Genomic DNA, 26,941 nt, shown 5'->3' with positions numbered 1-26,941 from the left:
GAAGCCCGAGATGCCGGCTGCCTACAAGGGCCTGGGCTACCACGAGCTGAACGCCATGCTGAACCTCTACGGTCCCAGCGGCGAAATCCAGTTTGAGGCGGACCGCGAGGCCGCCCACCAGTACTTCCTGCAGCACGTGAACAACAACACCGTGTTCTTCCACGACCTCGAGGAGAAGCTCGACTACCTGGTGAAGAACCAGTACTACGAGCGCGAAACGCTGGACCAGTACACGATGAACTTCATCCGTGAACTGTTCAACCGTGCCTACAAGAAGAAGTTCCGCTTCGAAACCTTCCTCGGTGCCTTTAAGTTCTACACCTCGTACACGCTGAAGACCTTTGACGGCAAGCGTTTCCTGGAACGCTACGAGGACCGCGTGTGCATGGTTGCCCTGCACCTGGCCCGCGGCAACGAGCAGCTCGCCCTGCAGATGGTGGACGAGATCATCGAGGGCCGCTTCCAGCCGGCCACCCCCACTTTCCTGAACGCCGGAAAGAAGCAGCGCGGCGAGCTGGTCTCCTGCTTCCTGCTCCGCATCGAAGACAACATGGAGTCGATCGGCCGCAGCATCAACTCCGCGCTGCAGCTGTCCAAGCGCGGCGGCGGCGTGGCCTTCGCCCTGACCAACATCCGCGAGGTGGGCGCGCCCATCAAGCAGATCGAGAACCAGTCCTCCGGCGTCATCCCCGTGATGAAGCTCCTCGAAGACAGCTTCTCCTACGCCAACCAGCTCGGTGCCCGCCAGGGCGCCGGTGCCGTGTACCTGCACGCCCACCACCCGGACATCTACCGCTTCCTGGACACCAAGCGCGAGAACGCGGACGAGAAGATCCGCATCAAGACCCTGTCCCTGGGTGTCGTGATCCCGGACATTACGTTCGAGCTGGCCAAGAAGGACGAGGACATGTACCTGTTCTCGCCGTACGACGTCGAACGCGTCTACGGCATGCCGTTCTCCGACGTCTCGGTCACCGAAAAGTACTACGAGATGGTGGACGATTCCCGGATCAAGAAGACCAAGATCAAGGCGCGCGAGTTCTTCCAGACCCTCGCCGAGATCCAGTTCGAGTCCGGCTACCCGTACATCATGTTCGAAGACACCGTGAACCGGGCCAACCCGATCGACGGCAAGATCATCATGTCCAACCTGTGCTCGGAGATCCTCCAGGTCTCCCAGCCCACCACGTACAACGATGACCTGTCCTACGCCGACACCGGCAAGGACATCTCCTGCAACCTGGGCTCGCTGAACATCGCCAAGACCATGGACTCGCCGGACTTCGGCCTCACCATCGAGACCGCCATCCGCTCGCTGTCCGCCGTCTCCGACATGTCCAACATCACCTCGGTGCCGTCCATCGCCAAGGGCAACGACCAGAGCCACGCCATCGGCCTGGGCCAGATGAACCTGCACGGCTACTTGGCGCGGGAACGGGTCCACTACGGCTCCGAAGAGGGCCTGGACTTCACCAACATCTACTTCTACTCGGTGGTGTACCACGCGGTGCGCGCCTCCAACCTGCTGGCCATCGAAACCGGCCAGACGTTCGGCGGCTTCGAGAAGTCCAAGTACGCCTCGGGGGAGTTCTTCGATAAGTACACGGAGCAGGAATGGGTTCCGCAGACCGAGAAGGTCCGCGAGCTCTTCAAGAACGTGCACATCCCCACGCAGGCTGACTGGCGCGAGCTGAAGGCTTCCGTCATGGAGCACGGCATCTACAACCAGAACCTGCAGGCCGTGCCGCCCACCGGCTCGATCTCCTACATCAACAACTCCACCTCCTCGATCCACCCGGTGGCGTCCAAGATCGAGATCCGCAAGGAAGGCAAGCTGGGCCGCGTGTACTACCCGGCGCCGTACCTGACCAACGACAACCTGGAGTACTACCAGGATGCGTACGAGATCGGCTACGAGAAGGTCATCGACACCTACGCCGCGGCTACGCAGCACGTGGACCAGGGCTTGTCGCTGACGCTGTTCTTCAAGGACACCGCCACCACGCGCGACATCAACAAGGCCCAGATCTACGCCTGGAAGAAGGGCATCAAGACCATCTACTACATCCGTCTCCGCCAGCTCGCGCTGGAAGGGACCGAGGTGGAGGGCTGCGTCAGCTGCATGCTGTAGCCCCGGCGGTCGAGCCAGTCGAGACCAAAGGTTGAGTACGACGGCGGGTGCCCGCCCGCCGTCGTACGCTTTAACTTAGAGAAAACCCACCCAACGCATAGGGGATGACATGACCGAAAAGGTCAAGCTGCTGAGCCACGTCGAGGCCATCAACTGGAACCGCATCCAGGACGACAAGGACGTGGACGTCTGGAACCGCCTGGTGAACAACTTCTGGCTGCCGGAGAAGGTGCCGCTGTCCAACGACGTCCAGTCTTGGAACACGCTGACGCCGGCCGAGCAGCAGCTCACCATGCGCGTGTTCACCGGCCTGACCCTGCTGGACACCATCCAGGGCACCGTTGGTGCGGTCTCCCTGATCCCGGACGCGCTGACCCCGCACGAGGAGGCCGTGTACACGAACATCGCCTTTATGGAGTCGGTGCACGCAAAGAGCTACTCCTCCATCTTCTCCACGCTGGCCTCCACCAAGGAGATCGACGAGGCATTCCGCTGGTCCACCGAGAACGAGAACCTTCAGAAGAAGGCCCAGATCGTCATGGACTACTACCAGGGCGACGACCCCCTGAAGCGCAAGGTGGCTTCCACCCTGCTGGAGAGCTTCCTGTTCTACTCGGGCTTCTACCTCCCCATGTACTGGTCCTCACGCGCCAAGCTGACCAACACGGCCGACCTGATCCGCCTGATCATCCGCGACGAAGCCGTGCACGGTTACTACATCGGCTACAAGTTCCAAAAGGGCCTGGAGAAGGTTTCCGAGGAGAAGCGCCAGGAGATCAAGGACTACACCTTCGAGCTGCTCTTCGAGCTGTACGAGAACGAGGTCCAGTACACGCACGACCTGTACGACGGCGTGGGCCTGGCCGAGGACGTCAAGAAGTTCCTGCACTACAACGCCAACAAGGCCCTGATGAACCTGGGCTACGAGGCGATGTTCCCGGCCTCCGTCACCGACGTGAACCCGGCCATCCTGTCGGCCCTGTCCCCGAATGCGGACGAGAACCACGACTTCTTTTCCGGGTCAGGTTCAAGCTACGTGATCGGTAAGGCCGTCAATACCGAGGACGAGGACTGGGACTTCTAGGTCTCTGTTTTTCCAAAAGGCTGACCAGCTTCCTGGACAACCAGAATGACCCCGCACGCTGAGGCGTGCGGGATCATTTCGTTTTAAGGATCCTCAGGCGGTAAGCCCCTTGCTTCCAAGGATGAGGCGCGTCGCAGGATTGCCCGAATCACCTATTGGTCGCTGCCATTCATGCTCGTCTTCGCGGTGTGGAACCTAATCCCGAACATTCCCGATTCTTGGCGATTTGCAATGCTGCCGGTCGAGGCCGTGTTCGTCGTCGTTTACGGCACCGCCGTGATCCGGTTCTCCCTATGGCAGCGCGACGAGTATTGGCGGGAGCGGGGGAGGGATCCCAAGCACCCGGAACGATTCCCGAAAAGATGATTATCAGGGCAAGTTGAGAACCTCTCTTGGTCGGGGGCTGGCCCCTATGCTCATGGCAGGATGACGACTCGCTGTGCGAACTTGGGGGATCTGATGAAACCGAAACCTGGGATGCCGTGGCCGTTGATGTTATCTGGCGGGCTGCTCTTTCTCTCCGTCGCGGCCATGGTCCTGCTTGGCCAGATGGGGCGGCCCTACGTTGTGTATGCGGGGGGTGTGGCGGCGGGCGCCGCTGTGCTGTTGGGCACTTGCCTTTTTGCTGACGTCCGCGGATCGGCGCAATGGCTGGGGAAGGTTGCTCAGAACCACGCCTCGCTGTATGCAAAGGGTTCGGCTCGGGACGACGGTGTCTACCGGATAGTTGGCGCAGGGATTGCTTGGCTGGGGGTTGCCATCGGTGTGGTCCTCCTGCCGAGCAGGTCCGCGGGCTGGAGATGGCCGGCATATTCTTCTGCTGCGTTCTGGGATTGGGCGGCCTGGCGCTGGTGTTGCTCTACTAGCCTGTGATCGACCCAACGAGGACATTGTCGTGGATCTTGCGCAAGCCTGCCAACTCAAGGGCGCGCGTATCGAAGCCGGCTGTCACGGTCCCCGCGAGGCGCTTACGTGCCGCTTCCGCCGTCGGCCGTTTGACGGGCTTTCTGTCGCCGTTCATCGGCTTGGAGGATGCCGTCACGGACGGCGGCGCGGATGACGCCGTAGAGGACGTAGAAGAACACCGCTGCGAAGACGACGGTCAGGACCAAGCTGTCGAGTGCCATTACTCCCCGTCTCCTTCCGGCCAGTACTGCCGGGCGCCGGCCACGGCCTCGCGGAGTTGGGTTCCGTCGAGGTCGATGGAGGTTTCGGGCATGCCCATGTCGGTCCATTGGGTGACCAGGCGCATGGTGCCGGCCGGCGGCAAGGGCCACAGCCAGAGGGTTCCGCTGGCCGCCATCTCGTCGTCCCCGCCGCTGCCACCTTGGCCCTGGAAGAGTATGACCGGCGGCTCCGGCTGGGGAGCGTCGGGTGCAGGGTGGGGTCTGTTCAGCATCGCCCCGGTGGAGGCTTTGGAACCGTCGGCAAACTCCACTCCGCAGAGAAGGGCCGCGAGCGGCATGTTGGCCTTGGCCCACCGGGCGTGCGGCTGGCTGAAGAACGCCGCGTTCAGCTCAGCCCATTCCTCATCGTTCTCTGCATGCCGACGCAACTTCCACGACAGATCAATAAGGCAGCCCGTGGAATAGACCTTGACGGCTTCAACGGCCATGACGAACGTCGGCGACAGATGAAGGAAACGGCCAACCGCTACCACTGCGGGCAGCTCATGCCGCGGGGCGCCCGCCCATACGGGCGGCACGTAACGGATGGTACGGCCCCGGCGAGGCAGTTCGGGTGCGGGCAGGTCCTGGAAGAAGGTCAAAGCGGTTCCTTGGGGTGCTGGCGTTGACCGACCAGCGGAACGGCAGGTTGTGAGCCCGCCGCGGATCCCCCAATCCGTCCTTACCCCGCCCAGTCTACCGGCCGGTCCTGCAGGATCCACCGCGAGGACCTCGCGTCTTGACGGTCGGCGGCAGCGCTTGGGTACGAAGGGGCCACTACGTCCGTGCCGTAGCCACATCAGATTTTCGCGACTCCACGTCCTGGGCGCGTAACGCCTTCGCGCTTCGTACCTTCGCGAAGGCAACCAGCAAGGTCACAACCGTGCCTGTCCACGCCAGCCCGGCCAGGATCACCAGGCCGACCGCCATTAAGGGGTGCATGGTGACAGAGTAGAACTCCAAGGTCGGCGTCGCGGGACGCAACTCCGGACCATGAGAACACGAAAAGGGTGCGCCCCGTTCGCTGAGCGCACCCTTTCGATACTCCACAACCCGGATCCCCATCCGTTGAGTCCTATCATAAGCATGCTGATAGTTAGGTGGTCAAGGCATGGCGTCCTTTTAGCGTGCGCCGTTCCGAAGGCTCATGGCAGCTGCTCGAGAATGACGGCCGCCACAATATCCGGGCGATTGAACAGCATGAAATGGTCAGTGTCGATGTCCCGGACATCGTCCACGGCCTGACGTACCCATGCCCGCGCCTCCGCCCCGGTCAGATTGTCCCTGACGCCGAGGAGGACCGTCGTAGGGATCTCTGCCCAGGCAGCGGCCGGCACTGGATCGCTGCGGGTCCGGGGTGTGGCGAACCTGCGCCGGTGCGCCTTCAAGAACAGGCGCACCTCCTCCGGAAGCCGGAGGCCGGCCTCATCTTCCTTGAGCCACCAGTCGCCGTCCAGGGCGAACCGGCCGTGTGCGTCCCGGAGCAGGTGCTCCATCGTGTCCAGCCAGCCGACATCCCGCACTTCAGGATGGACCTGCAGCGGGGGCGAGGAAACATACACCAGGCGGCGCACATTTGGCATCCCGTGCGCGGCAATTCCCACGACGTCCGTGCCGTAGGACCATCCCACGACAACAGTGGGTTCCGGGCTTTCGGCAATGGCCTCACGGACCTCCTCAGCGTCATCCAGCAGCCCTGCTTCCGCCGAGCGGTGGGAGGGGAGGTCGGGAGTTGCCACCTGCAAGCCCGCCTGCCTGTGGAGTGCACGCTGGACCCATGTCCAGTCCTCCGGAACCCCCCACATGCCGTGTACAAGAACAACGCCTCGCGGCAGATAGCCGGCCATGGGGGGAACATACTTCCGCTGGGACCAGCGGTCAAGACGTGCACCGTGGCGTAAATCATCGCTGTGTGCCGTTAGTCTCTCTCCGTGGGATCGTCTGCCATATTGGTGCCAGCACACAAAAGAACCGAGAGGGGCGATGGATGGGCGCATGGGGGTACCTGCCGTTCGAAAACGACAACGCGCTGGACTGGTTGGAAGACCTCGAATCCGGCGGAGCGGACGTCGTCCGGTCGGCACTGGCCAAGGCCGGCGACCGGTATGTGGAGGCGCCCGAGGGCGCTGTAGCGATCGCCGCGGCGGAAGTGGCATCAGCCAGCCAAGGCAATCCGCTGGGGGAGCTGCCCGAGAACGTCGCTGAATGGGTCGCGGCCCATGGGGCAGAGATCACGGCCGATGATGTAGAGATGGCCCTGGAGGCAGTTCAGCGCGTGGCGGGGGAGCAGTCCGAACTCGCCGAATTGTGGGACGACGCCGACGAGCCGGAATGGCGCGAATCTCTCGACGATTTGGTGGAACGGCTCCGCGCAGCCCTGAGCTAGCAGCGGCTGGGGCCGGCTGGCCGTCGTGAAGAGAGGTCGTGAAGAGAAAGCGTGGGGGAGGAGCCCCGGTACGCCGGGATCGCCAACCGATACGCTGGGATTATGACAATGGGGGAAACGGCGCAGGAGCCGCTGGTACACATTCAAGACTTCCGGATGGACTTCGGGGACACCACGGTCATCCGGGACCTGTCCTTTGATGTCCACGCCGGAGAGACCTTCGGGTTCCTTGGCAGCAACGGTTCCGGGAAGACCACCACGCTGCGGGCGCTCCTGGGTATTTACCGGCCCACGGCAGGGACGTTGCACATCGGCGGGAAGGTCTTCGAGCCCAAGGACGGAGCCAGCCTCGGCTACCTGCCGGAGGAGCGCGGCCTGTATAAGAAGGAACACGTCCTGGACGTGATGGTCTACTTCGGCCGCCTCAAAGGATTGTCAAAGTCCACGGCCCGGTCCTGGTCCGAGGACTACCTGGAACGGGTCGGGCTGGCGGGCAAGGCCAAGACGCGGCTCGACAAACTCTCCAGCGGCCAGCAGCAGAAGGTCCAGCTCGGGGTAACCATCATGAACAACCCGGGGCTGCTGATCCTTGACGAGCCCACCAAGGGTTTCGATCCGGTCAACAGGCGGCTGTTGATGGACATCATCGAAGAGCACAAGCGGGCCGGGGCGACCGTCATCATGGTCACCCACCAGATGGAGGAAGTCGAACGGCTGTGCGACCGCGTCATCCTGCTCAAGGACGGCGTCTCCCGCGCCTACGGGACTGTGGAAGAGGTACAGGAAGAATTCGGCGGCACCGTCTACCGGGTCACCCACGACGGTTCGCTGCCTGCGTCGGCGCTGTTCGACGTCGTATCGGAGGAGAATGGCCGGGCTGAACTCTCGCCGCGGCCCGGGGCAACGGAGGAATCCGTCCTCCGCGCGCTCGTGGACGCCGGCGCCGGGGTCCGGTCCTTTACCCCGGCAAGGATTTCCCTGGATGAAATCTTCATCCAGGTTTACGGCGAACAGCATGAACTGGCGGAAGGCTGAGATGGCAATGGGACAGCACAACCTCGGCACCGTCATCTCCTTCGAGTTCTTCCGGACCATCAAGAAGCGCGGCTTCGTGATCGCAACCCTGGCGCTTCCAATCATCCTCGTGCTCATCTTCGCCCTCGTGTACGCGTCCAACGCCAGCACCAAGGACACCGCGGCCGCCCAGAAGAGCGCAAGGTTCGCGTTCACCTACACCGACGCGTCCGGGATCATCGTGCCCGCTGCTGCCAAACTCGCCGGCGGGACGGTAGCCGGCGACCCGGCGGCTGCCATCGCAGCTGTGAAAGACGGCACCTCGGAGGCCTACTTCGCCTACCCGGCCGACCCTGCGAAGGAATCCGTGAAGGTTTACGGGACTGACAAGGGCATGTTCGAGAACGACAAATACCAGGCAGTGGCCAAAGAGCTTCTGGCGGTCTCAGCCCAGAACCAAGTGGGCTCACCCGAGCTGACCGCTGCCCTGACCGGCGACGTCAAGTTTGATTCGCAAACGTTCAAGGACGGCGGTGTCGCGCCAGGCGTCGGCGGAATCATCCCGCCTTTGTTGTTCCTGGTCATCTTCTACATTTCGATGATCCTTCTGTCTAACCAGATGCTGAACTCCACCCTGGAGGAGAAAGAAAACCGGGTCACCGAGATGATCCTGACCACCCTGAACCCAACCACACTGATTACCGGCAAGATCATCTCGCTGTTCGCCGTTGGGTTGGTCCAGATCCTGGTATTCCTGGCGCCGGTGGGACTGGCTTACCTGTTCTTCCGGGACCGGCTGGCCTTGCCGGAGGTTGACCTGTCCTCCTTGGTCTTCGAACCTGGCCCCATGATCACCGGGGCACTGCTCACCCTGGGCGGATTCACGGTCTTCACCGGCGTCCTCGTAGCCATCGGGGCGATCATGCCAACCGCCAAGGAAGCCGGAACCGTTTTCGGCCCCCTTGTGGCGATGATGTTCATCCCCTTCTACACATTCAGCCTGATCATCTCCAACCCGGGCGCACTGATCGTCCAGATCTTCACCTACTTCCCGCTGACCGCCCCGGTTACCGCCTTGCTGCGCAACGGGTTCGGAACCCTCAACCCTGTTGAAGCGACCATCGTCGTCGTCGAACTCTTCGTCGTCGGGACCCTTATCCTTCGGCTGGCCGTCCACCTGTTCAGGTACGGATCCATTGAATACGGCCGCAAACTCTCCATCGCCGGAACCTTCCGCCGCAACGAACTGGCCGCCAAATGACCGAAATGCAGGCCGGGGTAAAGGTGCCATGACACCCGGTGACGCCGGAGACGTCCTGATCAGGAGCGGCGTGATCCTGACAGGCCGGGCGCTCTTCAAGGGCTGGGCCATCACCACGACATTGTGGCTCGTCGGCCTGTATATCGTGCTGGCCGCCACCTCGCAGGGGTTCCTGCTCGACCTTGCCCTGATGGTCCTGATGTACGGGTATGGCATCGCGTTGGCCACGGGAGTCCCGCTGGCATGGATCCTCGGCCGCCTGCTCCGGCCCATCCGCAACCAGTGGATCCATGTTGCCGCATTCTTTATCGTGCCGACACTGGGCTTCTGGGCGCTGGGATCCGTGCTCGGCTTCGGTTGGTCCATCGAAGCCCTTGGCCTGTGGGCAACCGTTGGTCTAGCCGCTGCCCTGGGCCGACTGGCCGTCTGGAGGGACGTGGCCGTCAGGTGAACGTGGCCCGGACCGCCGCCCGGAAAAGCGGGACAATGAGGAGCCGCTCGATCTGGGGCGTCGTCCTGCTCACCGGCGCCGCCCTGGCGGCAACGAGTTTCTGCATACTTGACGAGGCATATTGGGCCGCCCGGCGTGAGCACCAACTGTTGTTCGTTGGCACCCCTTTGGACTCCCTGGCCGCTGGGCTTCTCGTCGTCGCGGTTCCCGTCGGCACGGCAGGCCTGCTGCTTCTTCTGCCGATACTGATCGGCCGTATTCGCAGGAGACCGGTGCGACGGCTCGCCGGATGGGCGACCGCAGTGGGGACCGCAGCGGCTGCGCCCTGTCTTGGGGTGGTTTTCGCCTTCGCCGTCCTTGGGGCCACGGGGATACGGGATACGGTCAGACTGGAAGCCGCGGACGGACGGTCGGTGCTCGTTACCCAGGACGGGTTCGACGGAGACGTGGTGGACATCTACACGGAGTACGGCAGCTTCCGCTACAAGTGGGCCCGCAGCGCCCCCGAGCTGGCCGGGTGGCCGCGGGTAACGGACCAGGCGTGCCGGCTCGACGCGGGGGAGCCGGGGCTGCGGCTGGTGTGCGGGGACAAGACGATGGATATCGACGTTCAAGAACCGGCAAGGTGAAAACGAAGGCCTGGCGCTGCCTCTAAGACACGCCGGTCACCCGAACTCCGGCCACCGACCCCGTCCAGGGCGTGTCTGCTGGCGTTGGCAGGGACAGGTGCGCGGAAACATAGCCCTGTTGCAGTGTGACCACCTGTGAGGTGGATCCGGGGCAGTCCACCGTCAGTTCGACCGGCCAGAGGGTGACCGTCGGATTTTCCTGGCGGATGTAGATCTTGGCATTGGCGGCGCCGACGCAGCCGGCCGTGACGGTATATTCTCCGGCCGTGGCGACTTGTTCAGTGGTGCCAAAGCCCCTGGCGGGTCCGTCCAGGGGCCCTTCTTGAAATAGGAGGACCTCCCCCGGGACAGCCTTGAGGAGTCCGTCCAAATCCTGGTAGTTCCTCAGCTCGCGCTCGAGGACCTGGGGGTCGGTGGGGCTTGCGACGGATTCCGCCGTCGCGGCCGTGGCCGTGCCGTCAGCTTCGGTGACGGGGCTGTGCGCCGGATCCGGGTAGTCATAGGAACACCCGGCCATTCCGGCCGCCGGCACCAGAAGGCAGAGGGTCAAAGCCAGCCGGCGCCGGAAGCCTTTCATTCGCACGCTTCCATCGTGGGCGCGGACACCGGTGAACGCAACCAACACCGGCGGACGAGGCGGGGCTGGACCGGCGGCGTTTGGGGGGCGGCACCCATGGTCTCGTGGATGCTCTGGCCGCCGGTCCTGTCCCTGGTGCCAAGGTCCTGCCTTGCCGGCAGGACCTTGGCTTTAACGGTAGGGGTGGAACCCCAATGGCCGCCCACGTTCCCCACAAATTTGGCTCAAGATTCGGACCGGGGCGGTGGAGAACAGGGCGGCAGCGCGCCGGGGCCCGCCCTGGACCAGGCCGTCAGCGGAGGCTTTCGAGTACCTGCGAAATCGCCGAAAGCCGCCTGGTCGAGGCAAGTCCCAGATGATAGACGTGCAGCTCGTCGGCGCCAGCGGCATGAAGTGCGTCCCACTCGCCGGCCAACCCGCCGCCGTCGGGCGCCTTTGGCGGCAACGCCAGGACGTAGGCACCTGTGCGCACACCGTCGGCTGACATGGCTTTGACCGTCAGCGCCCCGTTGTCCGGGCTGCCCCAGCAAGGCACGACGGCGGTCAGGTCACCACGCTGCCTCCGCAGCCGGCTCCTGCGCAGGGCCTCCGCCGGCAGGAACGGTCCTGTGTTCCAGGGATCCGGCGAGGCGTGCAGGGAGATGCGGAGACTGGAGCCGGAGGCGTCAACGGCTGCCAGGCACTGATCAAGAAGCGCTGCTGCGGCGTCCCACCTGATCTCCAGCAGTGGGAGGAAGTCCTGCGCATCGGCCGCTGTGGCTGGGGTCAGCCCGGGATCCTCTGATTCCACAATGGCTGCCCGCACCCGGTCCTGCTCCACGGCAGCAGGCAGGCCGCGCGCCTCATAGGACGCCTTGCATGCCTCGCAGAAACACAGCGACAACAGAGCCTGCACCCATGGTGAGTACTCCGCCCCCTCTGTCTTTTCGTGCCGGTTCTGGTGGCTGAATCCCAGCGGACCCACCGCCTCCAGGATGAGGCCGTCGGGCTGCCCGTGCGCCAGGACCTGGGCCACGATGCCGGCTGCGTATCCGCGGACCTCCGGGTGTGAGGGGCACAACGCGTAGCTGTAGACGTCGCCGAAGGCGTTGCGCACGCACATGCCGGGGTTGTTGCCCCCGGCTGCGCTTGAGTGGGTCAGGACCGTCCATGCGTCCACCGGGATGTTGGCGGCCCGGAGTACCGAAGCGGCCTCACCGAACGCGTTCTCCGTCCCCGTCCATTCGCGCGCACTGCCGGGGACCAGGGGGTTGCCTGCGAACGCATCGGCGGCGGGAACATAGAGTGCCGCGGATTGGGCGTCCACCACGCGGCGGCCGGGGTGCCTTGGCGTACCGGCCCGCACCGAATGGTAGGCGGCGGCAAGTGCCACCCGATCCACGCCACTGGCCTTGATCCAGTGAACGGCGTCGGGATCACCCAGCACGTCCCAGGGATAGAGGTAGCCGGTGGCCCGCGGCCCCCGCGTCCCTACCACCGGGGGAGGTCCGCCGTGAACCCAGGTACGAAGCGCTGCATGTAGCCGGTGTCATCCCGGGCCGTCATCCGGGCGTCCAGGTACTGCTGGTGCAGTTCGGCCAGTTTGTCCCGGTCCAGTTCCACGCCCAATCCCGTGCCTGTTGGAACCCGGACGCTGCCGTCCTCGAAGCGCAGGGCGCCGGGCTTGACTACATCGTTGTGCCCGTTCCAGGGATAGTGGGTGTCACAGGCGTAGGTCAGGGCCGGGGTGGCCGCGGCCACGTGCACCATGGCGGCGAGGCTGATGCCCAGGTGGGAGTTGGAGTGCATGGACAATCCTATTCCGAACGTCTCGCAAATGGCTCCGAGCTCCCGGGTGTGGCGCAGGCCGCCCCAGTAGTGGTGGTCGCCGAGGATGACCTGGACCGAGTCCAGCTCGACGCTCCGCTTGATGTGCTCGAAAGCAACGACGCACATGTTGGTGGCCAGGGGCATGGTGGCCACGGCGGCCACCTGGCCCATTCCCTCCAGGCCCGGCGTCGGATCCTCCAGGTACTCCAGCAAACCCTCGGTTTCCCGGGCAACCCACCGGGACGTTTCCACGGTCCACGCGGTGTTGGGGTCGAGCCGCAGCGGCATGTCCGGGAATGCTTCGCGCAGGGCTCGGATGGCCTCGATTTCCTCCGCCGGCGGAAAGACTCCGCCCTTGAGCTTGATGGACTTGAACCCGTATTCGGAAATCATCTTTTGTGCCTGCCTGACGATGCCCGCAGGGTCCAGCGCCTCGCCCCACTCGTCGCCAATGGCAGGCTTGCCGTCCATGGCCGGATGTTCCTTCCACTTGTAGAAGAGGTAGGCGCTGAAGGGAACTTGATTGCGGACCGTGCCGCCCAGCAGTTCGCTGACAGTCCGGCCAGTGGCGTGTCCCTGGATGTCCAGCGCGGCAACCTCGAAAGCGGAAAAGACGGCCGCGCGTTCGAACGCGGACAGGGCGGGGTCGAGGGCCTGGTTGATCAGCTGTTCCATCCGGGTGGTCTCGAAGATATTCACGCCTTTGATGGCGTTGGCTCCTACCGCAAGGTTGTCCAACCGGCTGCGGCCGCCGGCGCATTCGCCCAGCCCCAGCAGGCCTTTGGCTGTCCGGACCTCAATGACCACCCGGTGGACCAGGGGTTCGTGCAGTCCGACGGCGTTCAGCAGCGGCGGGTCTGAGAACGCAATGGGGGTGATGGTGATGTCCGTGATGGTGAGGTCCGCCGCTGTGGGTGTGGACGCTGCGTGGAGGGTGGTGCTGGTTTTCATAAGGTTTCTTTCGTGGAATGGGCGGCGGGGAGCGAAGGGTATGCCCTACCCCTTGGTGGCGCCGGAAGTGATGCCGCGGATCATGGAGCGTTGCAGGAAGAGGTACACCAGGAGGCTGGGAATCATGGCCATCAGGGCGCCGGCCAGCAGCACACCGGGTCCCACCGTGGTGTCATTGCGGAGTACCGAGAGGGCGACGGTCAGGGTGTAGTCGCTGGGATCATTGGCGGCGATGAGGGGCAGCAGGTACTGGTCCCAGACCATCATGAAGCCGAAGATTCCGATGACGCCGAGGGCGGGTTTGCAGAGCGGCAGGATGATGGTGAACAGCATCCGGAATTCGCCCACTCCGTCCAGCCGGGCGGCTTCCTCGATCTCGCCCGGGATCTCCTTCATGAATTCGCTCATGATGAAGATGGAGAAACCCCAGATGCCTACCGGGAGGATGACCGCCAGGACGGAACCGCGCAGGCTGATCCCCAGCAGCGGCAAATCGCCAAGGACGAGGGACAGCGGGATGCCGATGATCTCTTCCGGGAGCATCATGGTCATCAGGACCAGGAGCAGCACCAGGGCCTGTCCCCGGAACTTCTTCCGGCTCAGGCTGTAGGCGGCGAACACCGAAACCGTCATCTGCAGCAGGAGTCCGCCACCGGCCACCACCAGGGAGTTCAGCAGGTAACCCCACAGCCCCTGCTGCGTGGCGGCCTCAAAATTCCGCAGCGTGAAGTTCTTGGGCAGCAGCGATATGTCCGTGGGGCTGGAATTCCGGTCAAAGGCACCGGAAATGATCGCGACGAAGGGCAGCGCAAAGATGCAGAAGACCAGCACGCAGAGCAGGACGCGGAGGACCATGTTCGGTCCCAGCCGGGGAGACCAGCCCAGGGCGGTATCGAAGCGTGCGCCGGCAGAAGGCTTGGCTGTGCGCGCCTTGGGGCGAGAAACGGTATGGGTCATCGTGCGGCCTTCCTTTTGCCAACAAGCTGGGTCCCTACGGTGAGCAGCAGGGTAACCACCAGCAGGAGGACGGCGGCCGCCGACGCGACCCCGATGTCATTGCGCTGGAATCCGAGCGAGTACATGCGCGTCATCCAGACTTCGGTGGACCCGGCGGGACCGCCGCCGGTGAGTACGTAGACCTCAGTGAAACTGCGAAGGCTCCGGATGGCGGCAAGGGTCAGGACAATCACCAGCGACGGGCGCAGTGCGGGCAAGGTGATGTACCGCAGACGCTGCCAGATGCTGGCTCCGTCCACCCCCGCCGATTCGTAGAGGGAGCGGTCCACGCCGGTGAGTCCGGCGAGGATGATCACCATGTTGTAGGGTGCGCCGCTCCAGATGCCGACGACGGCGATGGACCACAGTGCCGTGTCCGTACCGTTGAGGAACTGCAGCGGACCGAGTCCCAGCCAGCCCAGGATGTTGTTCAGCGGTCCGTCGGCGGTGGGGAAGTACAGGATCCGCCAGATCTCGCCTACGACGGCCAGGGCCGTAACAACGGGGAGGAAGATGGTGGTGCGCAGGATCCACAGCGACCGGGCCTGGCCTTCAAGGAGAAGAGCCAGGGCGAACCCGACCACCAGCGCGCCCAGCGTCTGGGTCACGCCGAGTACCACGGTGTGGCCCAGGGCTTCCATGAACCGGGCGTCCGTCAGGACGCTGATGTAGTTGTCCATGCCGACAAACACGTCCCCCAGGAACGGCTGGACCTTGAAGAAGCTCAGCCGGATGCCCTCGACCATGGGGATGAACTTGAAATAGAGGCCCAGCACGGCCGCCGGCACCAGGAAGAGCCAGATGGCCAGGAGTTGCTTGCCGTTGCTGCGCTTCCTGCGCACCGGCACCTGGCCCGTATCCGGAGCTCCGGTCAGCGACCTTGCCGGTTTGGTTGGGGCTGTGGTCATGACTTCGCGTTCTGGCTTGTCAGTTCGTTGTTGATGGCGGTGTCAAGGTCCTTGAGGCCGGACGACACGTTGTCCGCAGCGCAGTCGGAGGCGATCTTGTTCAGTGCTTCCGCGGCGGCCTGCTTGATCGGGACGAAGTTGATGGCGGACGGGAAGGCCTTCGAAGAGTTCTTCAACGCATCCTGGACCACGGCCCAGCGCGGATCGTTGTAGACGGCGGCGGCGTCGACGCCCGAATTCACCGGAACACGGACGATCGGCTGCTTGCCGGCCGTCATGCCCGCCTTCTGTCCCTCTGCGGAGACGAGGTAGTCGATCACCTGCTTGGTCTGGTCCTTCTTGCCGTTGGTGGCAGTGACGTAGATGTTCTCGCCTTCTGCCAGGACGGTGTTGTCCTTGCTGCCCTTGGGGGTCTCGATGACCTCGTACTTGTCCTTGCCGAGAGAGGCATCGAATGAGGAGAAGTTGTAGGGGCCGGTCAGGATGATGCCTGTTTTGCCGGTCTGGAAGAAGGGGGTCGCGGCGCTGGTGGCCGCGGTGAGGGCGCCCGGCTGGGTGTTGCCGGGGGTGCAGAACTGCTGTTTGATCCAGGTGACGCCCGCCTGGGCGTCGGATGCGGAGGCCGAGTACTTCCCGTTGCCGTTGTCCTTGAGGTAGGCCCCGCCGTCCTGCCAGAGGTAGGAGGAGGCCCACCAGCCGAAGTAGCCGCGCTCCGTGGAGCCGGGAACAGTCATGCCATAGGTGTCGGCCTGGCCGTTGCCGTCCGGGTCCTGCGTGGCGAAAGCGGTCGCGAGCTTGGCCAGGTCCTCCTGCGTCTTGGGAATGGGAAGGCCCAGTTTTTCACGCCAGTCTTTTCGGATCATAGTCACCATTGTCTGGCGGGAGAACGGAACGCCGTACGTGGAGCCGTCCAGGCCTTGCGTCTCCTTCCACAGGGAGTCGGGGATCGTGTCGTTCCCGGCGACGGAGGACTTGTCAATTTTCTGCAGGTAGCCCTGCGATGTGTAATTGCCCAGGGCAGCTGAGTCGTTGATGACGATGTCGGGCAGTTTTTTGGATGCCGCCCTGGTCTGGAGTTGCTGGTCCAGGTCCGGGACACCCTGGAAGTTGACCTGCACACCCGTCTTGGCGGTGAACTCCTTGAACAGTGCGGCGTAAGTGGTGGCGGCATCGGTTCCCGCTCGCGCCCACACCTCGATGGGTTGACCATCATCCTTTGCCGCCGGTGCCGAAGATCCGCTGCCGCAGCCGGTCAGCAAGGCGGCCGAAGCGATGGACAGCGCCAGCGCCGCCCGGGAGCGGGACTTGAATTTCGAATCCACTCTGATTCTCCTTTTTACATATATAAATGACTGTTACTATGTGAAACGTACTTCACGAGAGTATGATTGTGATCACAGGCTGTCAACCACTGGAGGAATCTTGGCCGCACCATCGAAGCCCATCACTGTTGCCGTCACGGGAGGGGCAGGAATGATGGCCACGCTGCTGCGGCCTTACCTGGCAGACGCCGGCTACGCCGTCCGGCTGCTGGACCTGGCAGAGGCCCCCGGACCCCGTTCAAACGAGTCGGTACATGTGGGATCGGTAACGGACCCCGAATTCATGAACGCCGCCCTCGCCGGCGTCACCGGGGTCGTGCATTGGGGCGGCCTGCACCGCGAGAAAACGTGGGAGGAAATTGTGTCCACCAACATCACCGGCACCCAGGTGACGCTTGAAGCGGCCCGTCGCAACGGCGTCGACCGCGTCCTCCTGGCCAGCTCCACGCACGCCGTGGGATTCCATCCCACGCACGCGGCGGCTGCGGACGCTGTCCTGGCGCCGCGCCCGGACACCTACTACGGCGTCAGCAAAGCCGCCGTGGAGGCGCTGGGCAGCCTGTACGCCGACAAGTTCGGCATGAAGGTGGTCAGCGCGCGGATCGGCACCGGCGGTGAGCGCCCGGAAAACCTGCGGACCCTTGGTTCCTGGCTCTCCCCGGCGGATTCCTTCCGCCTGGTAGAGGCTGCACTCAGCGCTGCGGGCGCGCCCGGCCACCATGTGGTGTGGGCGGTATCCGCCAACAGCCGGGGGTGGGCCAGCCTGGAAGCCGGCCGTGCCATCGGCTTTGAGCCGCAGGACAACGCGGAGGACTTCGCCGGCGACGTTGACACCACGACTCCCGATGAATGGGCTGCACTCCTTGGCGGCGCCTGGGCGGGCAGTGACCATAAGGTGGGAATAGACAACTACCCGCACCTGGCCGCCAAATGAGCCGCGGCGAGCCGGGACTGTGGCGACAGGGGGAGTACTGATGGCATCACTCGAGGTACAGGAGAGTCCGCGCGGGGAGGCGCCGGGCGGCGACGTGAAACTGGTGAAGTCCGCCGAGCGGACCATCGCGATCCTCGAACTGGTCGCTGCGGCCCCACAGCCGCTGACCACCGCCGAGATCTTCAAACTGACGGGCTATCCGCGCTCCAGCTTGCACTGGCTGCTGCTGACATTGCTTGAGCTCAACTGGATCGAGCAGACGCCGGAGGGCGCCTACCGGATCGGCACGCATGCACTCCTGTGCGGCACCGCCTACCTTGACCGTGATCCTGTGATGGAACACGTCTCCGGCATCCTGGAAAAAGTCCGCAACGCGACTACCTTCACCACCCACTACGCCCGCCTGGACCGTTCCGACGTCATTTACCTGGCCACCCGGCAGGCTGTGGACCGCCGCCGGCTTTCCTCCCGGGTGGGCCGCAAGCTGCCGGCCCAGGTGACCGCCTTGGGGAAGGCCATCCTGTCCGAATACACCGACGAGGAAGTTATGCAACGGCTTGGCCCGGGACCTTACGCCCCGCTGACCCCCAACACGGTGCCCGACTTTGGGGCGCTGCAGGCAGAGCTGGCCAAATTCCGGAAAACCGGGCACGCCGTGGAGTGGGAACAGAACACGGTTGGGCTGTGCTGTGTCAGTGTGGTGGTCCCGTACCGCATCCCCGGCACGGACGCCATGAGCTGCTCCATGCCGATCGAGCTTGCCACTGATGACGTCATCGAAAAGACCGTGGAGACCCTGCACTCAGCGGCCGGCGAACTGGCCCGCACTTTGCGCGCCGCAGGCATCCGCTAGGCCTTCCCTCAGGGCCTGGCTGCCACTCCACCGGCCCCTGGCGGCAGCAGGGCGCTACGCCTCCCCGGCCCCGGCGTACAGGGCCAGCAAATCCCGGCTGAACTCGTGGGGTGATGTTTCGCAGGGGCTGTGGCCACCCCGGTATACCCCGATCCGTGCCCTGATGGCCTGGGCAAACTGCCGGTGCAGGGTCAGCGGCCACAGGTCGTGGTCGCCGACCGCTACGAACTTGGGCACGGATGCCCGGGCCAACTCCTGCCGGACGTCCGGAACATGCTGCATGAGGGTGTAGATGTCCCGGATCGAGGCCCGACGGGTGAAACGGAACCGGTAGTTCACAAACCGCTGCCTGCCCCGCGGGACCCTCGCCACCCGGCCACTGCGGATGCCCCAGATCAGCAGGGCGGCCCCTGCCCGGCCGTTCACCCACGTGCTGAACCGGCCGATCCTGCCCACTCCCTTGAAGCCCTGTCCAGGCTCAGGCGGGCAGGCCAGCAGTGTCAGGGACCGGAAGAGCCCGGGCCGCTCCACAAAGGCGAGTTGGGCGATGATGGCCGCGAACGAGTACCCAACCACATGGACCGGCGTTGCCATCGTTTCCAGGACGGCCACAAAGTCATCCACGAACAGCCGGTAGTCGTAATGGTTGCGTGGCGGAGCCAGGTTCTCCGGGCCGGCCCCGGCTGACTGGTACTGGCCTGCAAGGTCGTAGGCCAGAACAAAGTAGCCTGCCGCGGCGAGGTCAGGCATCATCAGGGAAAAATCCTCTTTCGAGCCTGTGGCGCCGGGGACCAGCACGACGCAGGGGTCATCCGGATCGCCCAACGCGACGGCGGCAAGCTGGCCGCTTGGCACGTCGATGGTGAAGCCCACCGAGCCTGGCGGCGGGACCGCCCAGTCGACGTCGCCGAGCCCCGCATCCAGCAGTGCGGCCGCGTCCATCCGGGCACGACCCAAGACCCCGGGGTCTTCCCCGTCCCCGCTCCGGCCAGGCATTGCCATGGTCCCAACATAGTCCGGTAAACCCTACGCCGGGCCGCCTTCGAGGATCCGGCGCGCATCGGCCTGCGCTTGGAGTTGGGCCATGCTGACCACGTGACCCGCCACATGGCCGCCGGCGGTGGCCATGGTGCGCAGTTCGGCAACCGTGCGGGGCGGGTTCTCGCCGTGCGCGACCGTATGGCAGTTCCGGCACAACGGGACGAGATCGGCCACGGGGTCAAGCTGATAGCCGTTCCCCAGCATCTCTGCCGGAACCAGGTGGTGCACGGCAACCATGGCGGCACCGGCCACACCGTACGTGGCTTCAAAGGAAAAGCCGCAGGCCGCGCAGGACGTGCCGTGGAACGCCAAACACAACCTGCGCGCATCCGGGTCCCGCTCGTAACGGTTCACTTGGACGTGGCGGGCGGCAGACGGGTGAAAGGTTCCGCCGGGGAGTTCGCCGGGCTCCGTCGTCGCAGGACCCTCGCCACGCCACAGCCTGCGAAGGGCTGGCTCTGATCCCGGCGGTACTGCCACCAAGGACTGGACGGACGCACCGGCAGGGAAACCGCCCGGAAATGCGGACTCAATGATTTCGGGCCCGGTCTGTTCACCCACGGGCAGCAGCGAGTCAAAGGCCACCGTGATAAACCAGTCGGTTTCAGCGGCATCCCCGCTTGCCGGGACCTGGTACGGCTCGGACACCACCAGCCCGTGGCCGATCAGGCCATTGCCCTGCGTGCTGCCGCGCAGCAGCAACCAGGCTTCCGTTCCCGGGACTGCTTCCGGCCGGGAATCAAGTTTCCACCGGTCCACGAACCTGCCGAACTCCACGACCTGTTCGACGGCGGCACGGTAGTCCCGGCGGTGCAGTGCGTCGGCGTCCATGGCCAGTATTACAGCAGCCACCGTTCACCTCGTCTTGGCGCGCGAAGCCGGCCCCCACCGTGCAGCGGGATTTAGATCGGTTCCTTGGCCAGCGCCTTGGTCTTGGCGGGTGTTTCGCGCCCCAGCCGTTCATCGAGCGTGACCCGCAGCCGGGCCGCAGCGACCTGGACCCGGTGCTCGGCGGGGGTTGCCTTCTTCGTGGCCGAGGGGGCAGCGGTTTTCCGTACCTGGTGGACATAACGGTGCTCAGGTGACGTCGCGCTCATGGTCCAACCTCCTCCGCAGTTTCTTCATCCTTCGTTTCATTCTCGCCCAAGATGGCGTGGCCGTCCACGCCGGCCGCCTTCTCCCATGAGTCCGTGTCCGTCTCAGCGTCCTCCCCGTTTTCTTCCCCGGAGACACTCTTCCAGGCAATATCGAACAGCTCGAGCTCCTCGGTGCGCGCGAGCTCGCTCCGTGCCAGCACCTCAAGGGTGGCCAGCCCCAGTGCCTTTGTTCCTTCGTCCGGGTCCAAGGCCCTGTCCAGGGCCCACTGGGTCCGCCGCCACCACTCGGACCGGCTGTCCGCCGCCGTCTTTTGCTGCAAGGCATTGGCGTCCGCTTCGCGCTTTTGCTCCAGCGATGTCTTGTCCGCGGCGGTGCGCTGCTTCAGCGTCCGCCAGTTGATGTAGAAGGCCAGCAGTGCCGCGATGAGAACGGCCAGCGGCCCGAGCCCGGCGAGGATGACCCACCAGTCAGCAGGTCCTGAATGGACGACGACGTCCAGGACGCCGGGGGAAGGTGCAGGGGTCACCAGGCCAGCTTATGCGGCGGCCCGGCCGGCGGCCGGGAGGAAACTGCCTCGGCCCGCCGGGACGCGGCCCGGCGGGACCTTTGGCCCTTTGTCCGGCGTGGTCCTGGTTCCATCCTGATTCCACGCAGTGAGGAGAGGCATATGGGTACTCTGTCCAACCGGATTGGTGTGATCGTGCTTGCGCTGGGTGTCCTCCTCGTGGCGGTGCCGGCTGCGGGCGCCGCGAGTGCGCCCGTGGCCGTCGTTGTGGAGGACACCGCAGGGGTGCTGGACCGGAACACACTGGTCCCCGCCGTCGAAAGTATCCAGTTCTACGAACCCACCCGAGTCGCAATCTTCACCTACAACGGAACCGCGGCGGACAACCTCAACGAAACGGTCCTCGCGTTTGCCCGGTCCCGGCACCCGGAATGGATCAGTGCCGATGGGCAGAAATGGGCGGAGGGGTTGTTCATTTTCGCGCTTGATCCTGTGGGCCGCCATGTGGGCACCTACATGGGTGAGGACAGGAAAGTCTCCTTGGATCAGCGCGGCGACATCCAGGACGCATCGAAGGAACTCTTCCGCGACGCCCAGTGGACCGACGGCACCGTGGCCGGCATCCGCCGGGCAGCCGAGCTCATCAACCAGCCCTGGTACCGCTCTGCTGGGTTCCTGATCACGGTGTGGGTAACCGGCGGGCTGGCGGCGCTGGGCGCAGCCTCATGGCTTACCGTCCGCGGCGTGACACGGGCCAGGTGCCGCAGGCAGATCGAACGGGGGGACCGCAGCTACGCCAACGTCAGCATGGACCTGGAGGTCACGGAGCTGAACGCGGGCACCATCCCCGAATCGTCGCGCTATGGCAGCCAGGTCCTGGAGAAGCACCGCACTTTCCTGAGCCGGTACGCAGCCACCACGGAGTTGTCCAACCAGGTGCACGCGCTCCCGCGGCGAGCGCTGAGCCGGCGGAAGAGCCTCAACCTTGCCCGCGAATTCGCCGATAACGCAGCGCAGCTGGATGCCTTGGATGACGTCATCGCGGACAGCAATGCCCTGCTGAACCGGGCGGCCACCTGGCCCACCGCGTGGGACCGGCAGCTTGCACCGTTCCGCACGGACCTGGCCGGGCTGGAGCAACTCCTGGCAAAGCGTCACGGGCAGGGTGAGTCCGCCAGCGCTGCTGCCCTGCGGTCCTTCCGGGACGAAAGCCTGCGGGAGATCGAGCGCTGGACGGCGGACCTGGCGGACGGGGCAATCACGCCGGAGGAGGCGCTGGACCGGCTCTACGACGCCCGGTCCCGGCTATCGGAGCTGTTGGAGCAGCACGCCGAAACGGTCATTCAGAAGTTCGCCAGGAACGCGGACGAGGCACGTTTGATGCGGGAGAAAATGGACGCCGCCCAGGAAGGGCCCACCCGCCGCGGGCAGCGCAGGTACGAACCGAGCATCCTTGGCACGTGCTATCCCACGTACCAGTTTTTCTCCGTTGCCACCTTCAACTCCGGATTCACCAGCGGCATCGGCAGTGTCAACTCGGCCAGGGGTGGTGGCGGCACCACCGGGTACGGCAGCACCGGTGGGAGCTTTTCCGGGTCGGGCAGTTCGTCAAGCTTCTAGTTCCGGGGCGGTGTCCGGGAGGTCCTACGCGACGCCGAGCGAACCAAGCCGGCCGATCCCGCGCCGGATGGTGTACCGGGGTCAGGGATTCCTGCCTCGGCCGAGGCTGGGTTGGCCGTTGTCCGGTCCATCCGGCGCGGATGCACAACCCCAGCGTTGGTGTTCCGGCCCCGACCACCATTCCAGAGGTCCCGGCCCGGCGTTTAGGGCCCAAAGTCCCGGTTGGCCGGTTCCTGCCGCCGGGCAGCACGGACCGGCAGCCGGATCAGTGCGATCCCGGCGCCGATGAACCAGGCCCACAGCAAGACTCCATAACCCCAGTAAAAGCCCGGCACGGCGTGGCGGAGAATCTCGCTGGCCACGCCCAGGGCGCCCGTGGCAATACCGAGCCACGGCAGGTACCGCGGGAACACGGCCGTTCCCTTGAGCATGGCAAGTCCCATCAGGAAAATTCCGAAGGCGGACAGGACACCGGCGACGGCGGGCGTGTTGTTCTCGGCGATGATCGCCTCGGCGGCAATCGAATAGGCCCTGCGTTCGTCGTCCGATCCGGCGGCCACGAACCGGTCACTGAGGTAGACCAGGTTCAGGGAACCCCTGCTGGTGACAGGCACTGCCAGAAGCAGCGCCCACGGCAGGGCGCCGAATATCAGGGCCACGAGTGCCAGGCTCCTGTCGAAGACCGACAGGGCCACGAAGAGGGCAGCAAAGACAAGCACCGGCAGGATATTTGGCAGGATCCACAGAATTTGCTCGGCCACGTAGTTGGCCTTGTTGGCTGCGATGAACTCAAGGGTGGCGGCTCCGCCGTGGACCGGCGGAGGTGCCAGGAAATCGAGCACCAGGGCCACTATGAGCAGGACCACAAACAAGATCGACGACGCGCCTGCAAGGAGGTAGAAGCGGTGCCAACTATGGCCGCGGGCCTCCACTGCGCCGCGGGTTTCAGGACTATGCCACGCGCGTGGCTGCCGGACTGTCATGGCGGGTGCTTCTCCATGCCTGGACTCTGCCATTCGGGCATCGGCGAAGACAGTGCCATTTGGCCTGGCTGCCGGGCGGTTGCGTTGGTTCTCGCCCAACCAGGTACCAAGTGCCCTGTTCTGTGGCGCCGGTCCTTGCAAGACTGCAGGCGTGAGTGGACGGAAAACCGATGACGGGCGCGAATGAGGACGACGTGGACGAGAACCCCGCCAATACCGAACAGCTCCGGGTGCAGCTGGAGGACGCTGCATCCCGCAAGTGGTGGGCCCGTATCCTCTACACACTCGGCTCCCAGTACGGGAGCACGCAGTTCCGGTTCGTAGGCAAAGCCGACGACGGCCGCTGGCTCTACGTCAGCGAGACGTTTCCCGCGCCGCCGCTGAACCGGACTCCTCCCGAGGAACAGTGGGCCCCGGGCCTGCAGGCCAGCCTCCGCCAACTGCACCGGGACATATCCCGGGACGGGTGGCAATTATCTGCCCGCGGCAAACAGCCTTGGGACCTGACCTTCAGCCGTGCCAAAAGTTGATCGACGGCCTCTGCCATGCTTTAGGCAACAGGCCAAACCACCCTGGTCTGCCACGTTGCCGGATCAGGCTGCTTCTCCGGATCGCTCAAGTAGTACTCCCACATCATCCCGCCCGGTGTGGCGCCGTCTTCCGCCATGCGCTTCCGGATGGCCTCGTAGGTGGTGCCCAACGTGTCATACGGGCCGCTGTGGATGGCCTCAAAGGCATCGGCGCCGGGAAGCGTCCCGCTGGACACCTCGCCTGTACCGTGAAAATGTCCGGCGATGGGAAAGCCCGCTTCGACGTCGACCGATTCGCCGGGCACACCGTGGTACAGCGCGAACGGCGGACCTGCCGGGCTGGCGCCCTGCATCTGGACAGCCGCCGTCACGGCACCGAAGGCCCGGCCAAGAAAGCCTGTCAGCGCGTCCATCGGGACGCGTTCGCGGACCACTGCCACAGCCTGCTCGGTGACGTGGATCCTGCGCGGTTCATACCCATTTCCGTTCATGCCACCAGCATTGCCGCGGGGCCGGTGGCGTGACAGGGCCAAAGGTCACGCCGCCACAGGGAGCGACGAGCCAGGTGCCGGGTCCAAATGCCCTAGCCCGCGCAGTGGCGGCCCGGTACTTTCAGCTCTATGCGTGATCACCACCGGCTCACCGCTTTGAAGCGTCCTGAATGAGGAAGCAGGCCGCCCCGCCCACGGCATCGGACGGGCGCCTCGATGGGCGTGACGCCGAAATTCCGGCAAAGTCACCCGTGGAGAAGGCATGGCGTTTCACGAGGCGGTACCCCGTCGTCGCGCTGACATGCCTGGTGCTGGTGGCCACGCTGATGCTGCTTCAATCCGGCCTGGAACTGCAGGTCCGCATCCTCGCTTCCGCCTACGCCGCCGTGATCGTGGTGTTGCGTTCCGGCGGGATGGTCCGCGCCCTGCGGGAGGGGCGTTGGGGGATCGACCTCCTGGCATTGATGGCCATCGCCAGCACCGTGGCGGCGGGCGAATACGTGGCTGCTTTGGTAGTCATCCTCATGCTGACCGGCGGGGAGGCGCTCGAGAACTTCGCACAGGGACGTGCCGCCCGGGAACTGCGGTCCCTGCTGGACCGGGCACCCCGCTTCGCACACCGCGAGGGGGCCGGTGCCGTACTCGAAGACACCCCCATCGGCAGCGTCGTGCCGGGGGACGTGCTGGTGGTACGCCCCTCCGAGCTGGTGCCGGTGGACGGCACGCTGTTGTCTGAAACGGCCAGCCTCGACGAATCGTCGCTGACCGGCGAGAGCCTTCCCGTGGAGCACGCAAGGGGGAAGGTGCTGCTCAGCGGTTCGGTCAATGGTGTGGCAGCCATCCGCATGCGGGCATCGGCCACCGCGGCCGACTCCCAGTACAGCCGCATCATCGCCCTGGTCGAGGAGGCATCAAACAGCCGGGCCCCTGTGGTGCGGCTCGCTGACAGGTACGCCGTCCCCTTCACCCTCCTGGCCCTTGCCATGGCCGCCACGGCCTGGATCCTGTCGGGTGAAGCGCTGCGCTTTGCACAGGTCCTGGTGGTGGCCACGCCCTGCCCGCTCCTGATCGCGGCGCCCGTGGCCTTCCTGGCCGGCACCAGCCAGGCCGCGCACAAGGGCATCATCATCAAGAACACCCGGACGCTCGAGCAACTCGCGAAGGCTCAGACAGCGGTTTTCGACAAGACCGGGACACTCACCTCCGGGCGTCCCGTCCTTGACGAGGTCCGGGTGGCGCCAGGCAAGGGCGAGTCCCTGGGCAGCCAAAGGATCCTGCAGCTGGCTGCCTCGGCCGAACAATACTCCTCGCACGTCCTGGCAGGCTCGGTGATCGAGGCGGCACAGTTGGCCAACTCGGAGCTCCTGCCCGTACAGCACGCGGCCGAAACCGCCACCCACGGGGTGGAAGCTGTCTGCGGCGGCCGGCGCGTGGTGGTGGGCAAAGCAGCTCTGGTCAGCAATGTCTCCACCGGGTTCCGTGAAACACCGGTCCACAGCGGCCAGCTGGCCATCCACGTGGCCGTGGACGGCGAGTACGCCGGTGCGCTGGTCATGCAGGATCCGTTGCGACGCAACGCCGTGGATACCCTGGCACAGTTGAACTCCCTGGGAGTGCGCAACACCATGTTGCTGACCGGGGACGCCCAGGCTACCGCGGCGCACATTGCCGAGGAAGCGGGAATCGGCCGCGTGCAGGCCGAATGCCTGCCGGAGGACAAAGTCAACACCGTCGCTGCCATCCGGGAACGCCCGGTCATCATGGTGGGCGACGGCGTCAACGACGCGCCCGTCCTGGCGGCAGCCGAGGTAGGAATAGCCATGGGCGCAAAAGGCGCAACGGCGGCCAGCGAATCGGCGGACGTGGTGATCATGCTCGATGACCTGTCCAAGGTGGCCCAGGCCGTCGCCATCGGCAAACGGACGGTGGCCGTGGCCCTGGTGAGCATCTGGACCGGCATAGGGCTCAGCCTGGTCCTGATGGCCATCGCCATGACCGGGTACATTCCCGCCGTCGCCGGTGCCCTCCTGCAGGAGTTGGTGGACCTGGCCACCATCCTGAACGGCCTGCGCGCCCTCCACGGCGCCGACCCGACGCGGATGGCAGGCCCCAGGCACCGTTCGCCTGCCGCCGGTGTTGTCCGCCCGTCAGCATGACTTTCGGCCCTTCCCACGACATGCACCAGCGGTGAACGTGGTGGT

28 protein-coding genes are annotated in these 26,941 nt (G+C 65.0%); 12 read left to right on the top strand and 16 right to left on the bottom strand.

What is annotated here, in order from left to right; genetic code table 11:
• The first annotated feature begins 10 nt into the window (after positions 1–10).
• Both nrdE and nrdF read left to right on the top strand, forming a co-directional pair.
• Positions 11–2,131, top strand: coding sequence for a class 1b ribonucleoside-diphosphate reductase subunit alpha (gene nrdE / locus QRM95_RS02190; RefSeq protein ID WP_285246337.1), 2,121 nt, complete (start codon positions 11–13; stop codon positions 2,129–2,131).
• Between the two features lie 109 nt (positions 2,132–2,240).
• Complete coding sequence (gene nrdF / locus QRM95_RS02185) at positions 2,241–3,215, top strand: class 1b ribonucleoside-diphosphate reductase subunit beta (protein WP_018761532.1); 975 nt, start codon at positions 2,241–2,243, stop codon at positions 3,213–3,215.
• A gap of 968 nt (positions 3,216–4,183) precedes the next feature.
• Here the strand turns inward: nrdF and QRM95_RS02180 are convergent.
• The 4 genes from QRM95_RS02180 to QRM95_RS02165 all read right to left on the bottom strand — a co-directional run bounded on the left by QRM95_RS02180 (position 4,184) and on the right by QRM95_RS02165 (position 6,228).
• Entirely contained in the window at positions 4,184–4,342 is a 159-nt protein-coding gene (locus tag QRM95_RS02180) for a hypothetical protein (RefSeq protein WP_285246245.1), read from the bottom strand.
• Positions 4,342–4,983 (bottom strand): hypothetical protein, encoded by a 642-nt coding sequence (locus QRM95_RS02175; RefSeq protein ID WP_285246244.1) that lies wholly within the window; start codon positions 4,981–4,983, stop codon positions 4,342–4,344. Before QRM95_RS02175 ends, QRM95_RS02180 begins: the two co-directional genes overlap by 1 nt.
• A gap of 175 nt (positions 4,984–5,158) precedes the next feature.
• Complete coding sequence (locus QRM95_RS02170; RefSeq protein WP_285246243.1) at positions 5,159–5,323, bottom strand: hypothetical protein; 165 nt, start codon at positions 5,321–5,323, stop codon at positions 5,159–5,161.
• 203 nt (positions 5,324–5,526) lie between these two features.
• Positions 5,527–6,228 carry an alpha/beta fold hydrolase gene (locus QRM95_RS02165; protein WP_285246242.1) on the bottom strand — a complete coding sequence of 234 codons (702 nt, stop codon included), beginning with the start codon at positions 6,226–6,228 and terminating at the stop codon, positions 5,527–5,529.
• Positions 6,229–6,368: 140 nt separating this feature from the next.
• Here QRM95_RS02165 and QRM95_RS02160 point away from each other — a divergent pair, with 140 nt between their 5' ends.
• The 5 genes from QRM95_RS02160 (at position 6,369) to QRM95_RS02140 (ending at position 10,122) form a co-directional block, all read left to right on the top strand.
• Positions 6,369–6,767: a DUF4259 domain-containing protein gene (locus QRM95_RS02160; RefSeq protein WP_285246241.1), complete on the top strand. Its 399-nt coding sequence runs from the start codon at positions 6,369–6,371 to the stop codon at positions 6,765–6,767.
• 108 nt (positions 6,768–6,875) lie between these two features.
• Positions 6,876–7,802: an ABC transporter ATP-binding protein gene (locus QRM95_RS02155; RefSeq protein WP_502934924.1), complete on the top strand. Its 927-nt coding sequence runs from the start codon at positions 6,876–6,878 to the stop codon at positions 7,800–7,802.
• The gene (locus QRM95_RS02150) at positions 7,750–9,042 is read left to right on the top strand and encodes an ABC transporter permease (RefSeq protein WP_350223871.1); all 1,293 of its coding nucleotides are present in this window, start codon (positions 7,750–7,752) and stop codon (positions 9,040–9,042) included. The genes QRM95_RS02155 and QRM95_RS02150 overlap by 53 nt, the downstream gene beginning before the upstream one ends.
• A 28-nt stretch (positions 9,043–9,070) precedes the next feature.
• The gene (locus QRM95_RS02145; RefSeq protein ID WP_285246239.1) at positions 9,071–9,493 is read left to right on the top strand and encodes a hypothetical protein; all 423 of its coding nucleotides are present in this window, start codon (positions 9,071–9,073) and stop codon (positions 9,491–9,493) included.
• Between the two features lie 35 nt (positions 9,494–9,528).
• Complete coding sequence (locus QRM95_RS02140) at positions 9,529–10,122, top strand: hypothetical protein (RefSeq protein ID WP_285246238.1); 594 nt, start codon at positions 9,529–9,531, stop codon at positions 10,120–10,122.
• Between the two features lie 22 nt (positions 10,123–10,144).
• On the opposite strand, the gene QRM95_RS02135 is transcribed toward QRM95_RS02140, so the two are convergent.
• From QRM95_RS02135 to QRM95_RS02110, 6 genes are all read right to left on the bottom strand, one after another.
• Positions 10,145–10,699 carry a hypothetical protein gene (locus QRM95_RS02135; protein WP_285246335.1) on the bottom strand — a complete coding sequence of 185 codons (555 nt, stop codon included), beginning with the start codon at positions 10,697–10,699 and terminating at the stop codon, positions 10,145–10,147.
• 292 nt (positions 10,700–10,991) lie between these two features.
• The gene (locus QRM95_RS02130; RefSeq protein WP_285246237.1) at positions 10,992–12,176 is read right to left on the bottom strand and encodes a hypothetical protein; all 1,185 of its coding nucleotides are present in this window, start codon (positions 12,174–12,176) and stop codon (positions 10,992–10,994) included.
• Positions 12,170–13,459, bottom strand: coding sequence for a glucarate dehydratase family protein (locus QRM95_RS02125; protein WP_285246236.1), 1,290 nt, complete (start codon positions 13,457–13,459; stop codon positions 12,170–12,172). Before QRM95_RS02125 ends, QRM95_RS02130 begins: the two co-directional genes overlap by 7 nt.
• Positions 13,460–13,504: 45 nt before the next feature.
• Positions 13,505–14,416 carry a carbohydrate ABC transporter permease gene (locus tag QRM95_RS02120; protein ID WP_285246235.1) on the bottom strand — a complete coding sequence of 304 codons (912 nt, stop codon included), beginning with the start codon at positions 14,414–14,416 and terminating at the stop codon, positions 13,505–13,507.
• Positions 14,413–15,363: a carbohydrate ABC transporter permease gene (locus tag QRM95_RS02115; protein ID WP_285246234.1), complete on the bottom strand. Its 951-nt coding sequence runs from the start codon at positions 15,361–15,363 to the stop codon at positions 14,413–14,415. The genes QRM95_RS02120 and QRM95_RS02115 overlap by 4 nt, the downstream gene beginning before the upstream one ends.
• Positions 15,360–16,685, bottom strand: a complete 1,326-nt coding sequence (locus QRM95_RS02110; RefSeq protein ID WP_285246233.1) for an ABC transporter substrate-binding protein — start codon at positions 16,683–16,685, stop codon at positions 15,360–15,362. The genes QRM95_RS02115 and QRM95_RS02110 overlap by 4 nt, the downstream gene beginning before the upstream one ends.
• A gap of 100 nt (positions 16,686–16,785) precedes the next feature.
• On the opposite strand from QRM95_RS02110, the gene QRM95_RS02105 reads away from it, so the two are divergent.
• Both QRM95_RS02105 and QRM95_RS02100 read left to right on the top strand, forming a co-directional pair.
• The gene (locus tag QRM95_RS02105; protein ID WP_285246232.1) at positions 16,786–17,619 is read left to right on the top strand and encodes an NAD-dependent epimerase/dehydratase family protein; all 834 of its coding nucleotides are present in this window, start codon (positions 16,786–16,788) and stop codon (positions 17,617–17,619) included.
• Positions 17,620–17,659: 40 nt separating this feature from the next.
• Positions 17,660–18,472: an IclR family transcriptional regulator gene (locus tag QRM95_RS02100; RefSeq protein WP_285246231.1), complete on the top strand. Its 813-nt coding sequence runs from the start codon at positions 17,660–17,662 to the stop codon at positions 18,470–18,472.
• Between the two features lie 54 nt (positions 18,473–18,526).
• On the opposite strand, the gene QRM95_RS02095 is transcribed toward QRM95_RS02100, so the two are convergent.
• The 4 genes from QRM95_RS02095 to QRM95_RS02080 are packed head-to-tail and all read right to left on the bottom strand — an operon-like array spanning position 18,527 to position 21,137.
• On the bottom strand, positions 18,527–19,468 hold the full coding sequence (locus QRM95_RS02095; RefSeq protein ID WP_502934923.1) for an alpha/beta fold hydrolase: 942 nt from the start codon (positions 19,466–19,468) through the stop codon (positions 18,527–18,529).
• Positions 19,469–19,498: 30 nt separating this feature from the next.
• A complete protein-coding gene (locus QRM95_RS02090) occupies positions 19,499–20,365 on the bottom strand; it encodes an HNH endonuclease (protein ID WP_285246229.1) in 867 nt (288 codons plus the stop codon).
• Positions 20,366–20,415: 50 nt separating this feature from the next.
• The gene (locus QRM95_RS02085; protein WP_285246228.1) at positions 20,416–20,610 is read right to left on the bottom strand and encodes a hypothetical protein; all 195 of its coding nucleotides are present in this window, start codon (positions 20,608–20,610) and stop codon (positions 20,416–20,418) included.
• On the bottom strand, positions 20,607–21,137 hold the full coding sequence (locus QRM95_RS02080; protein WP_285246227.1) for a hypothetical protein: 531 nt from the start codon (positions 21,135–21,137) through the stop codon (positions 20,607–20,609). Before QRM95_RS02080 ends, QRM95_RS02085 begins: the two co-directional genes overlap by 4 nt.
• 141 nt (positions 21,138–21,278) lie before the next feature.
• On the opposite strand from QRM95_RS02080, the gene QRM95_RS02075 reads away from it, so the two are divergent.
• The gene (locus tag QRM95_RS02075) at positions 21,279–22,736 is read left to right on the top strand and encodes a DUF5129 domain-containing protein (RefSeq protein WP_285246226.1); all 1,458 of its coding nucleotides are present in this window, start codon (positions 21,279–21,281) and stop codon (positions 22,734–22,736) included.
• Positions 22,737–22,939: 203 nt separating this feature from the next.
• Here QRM95_RS02075 and QRM95_RS02070 read toward each other — a convergent pair whose 3' ends face one another.
• Positions 22,940–23,719, bottom strand: coding sequence for a DUF4386 family protein (locus QRM95_RS02070; protein WP_285246225.1), 780 nt, complete (start codon positions 23,717–23,719; stop codon positions 22,940–22,942).
• A gap of 170 nt (positions 23,720–23,889) precedes the next feature.
• On the opposite strand from QRM95_RS02070, the gene QRM95_RS02065 reads away from it, so the two are divergent.
• Entirely contained in the window at positions 23,890–24,249 is a 360-nt protein-coding gene (locus tag QRM95_RS02065) for a hypothetical protein (protein WP_285246224.1), read from the top strand.
• Positions 24,250–24,269: 20 nt separating this feature from the next.
• Here QRM95_RS02065 and QRM95_RS02060 read toward each other — a convergent pair whose 3' ends face one another.
• Positions 24,270–24,740, bottom strand: a complete 471-nt coding sequence (locus QRM95_RS02060) for a GyrI-like domain-containing protein (RefSeq protein ID WP_285246223.1) — start codon at positions 24,738–24,740, stop codon at positions 24,270–24,272.
• A gap of 170 nt (positions 24,741–24,910) precedes the next feature.
• Here QRM95_RS02060 and QRM95_RS02055 point away from each other — a divergent pair, with 170 nt between their 5' ends.
• Positions 24,911–26,896, top strand: coding sequence for a heavy metal translocating P-type ATPase (locus QRM95_RS02055; RefSeq protein WP_285246222.1), 1,986 nt, complete (start codon positions 24,911–24,913; stop codon positions 26,894–26,896).
• Positions 26,897–26,941: the final 45 nt, after the last annotated feature.

This window comes from Pseudarthrobacter sp. efr-133-R2A-89 (genome assembly GCF_030209315.1).
Lineage (GTDB): Bacteria > Actinomycetota > Actinomycetes > Actinomycetales > Micrococcaceae > Arthrobacter.
This window is presented reverse-complemented; position numbering and strand designations above follow the sequence as displayed.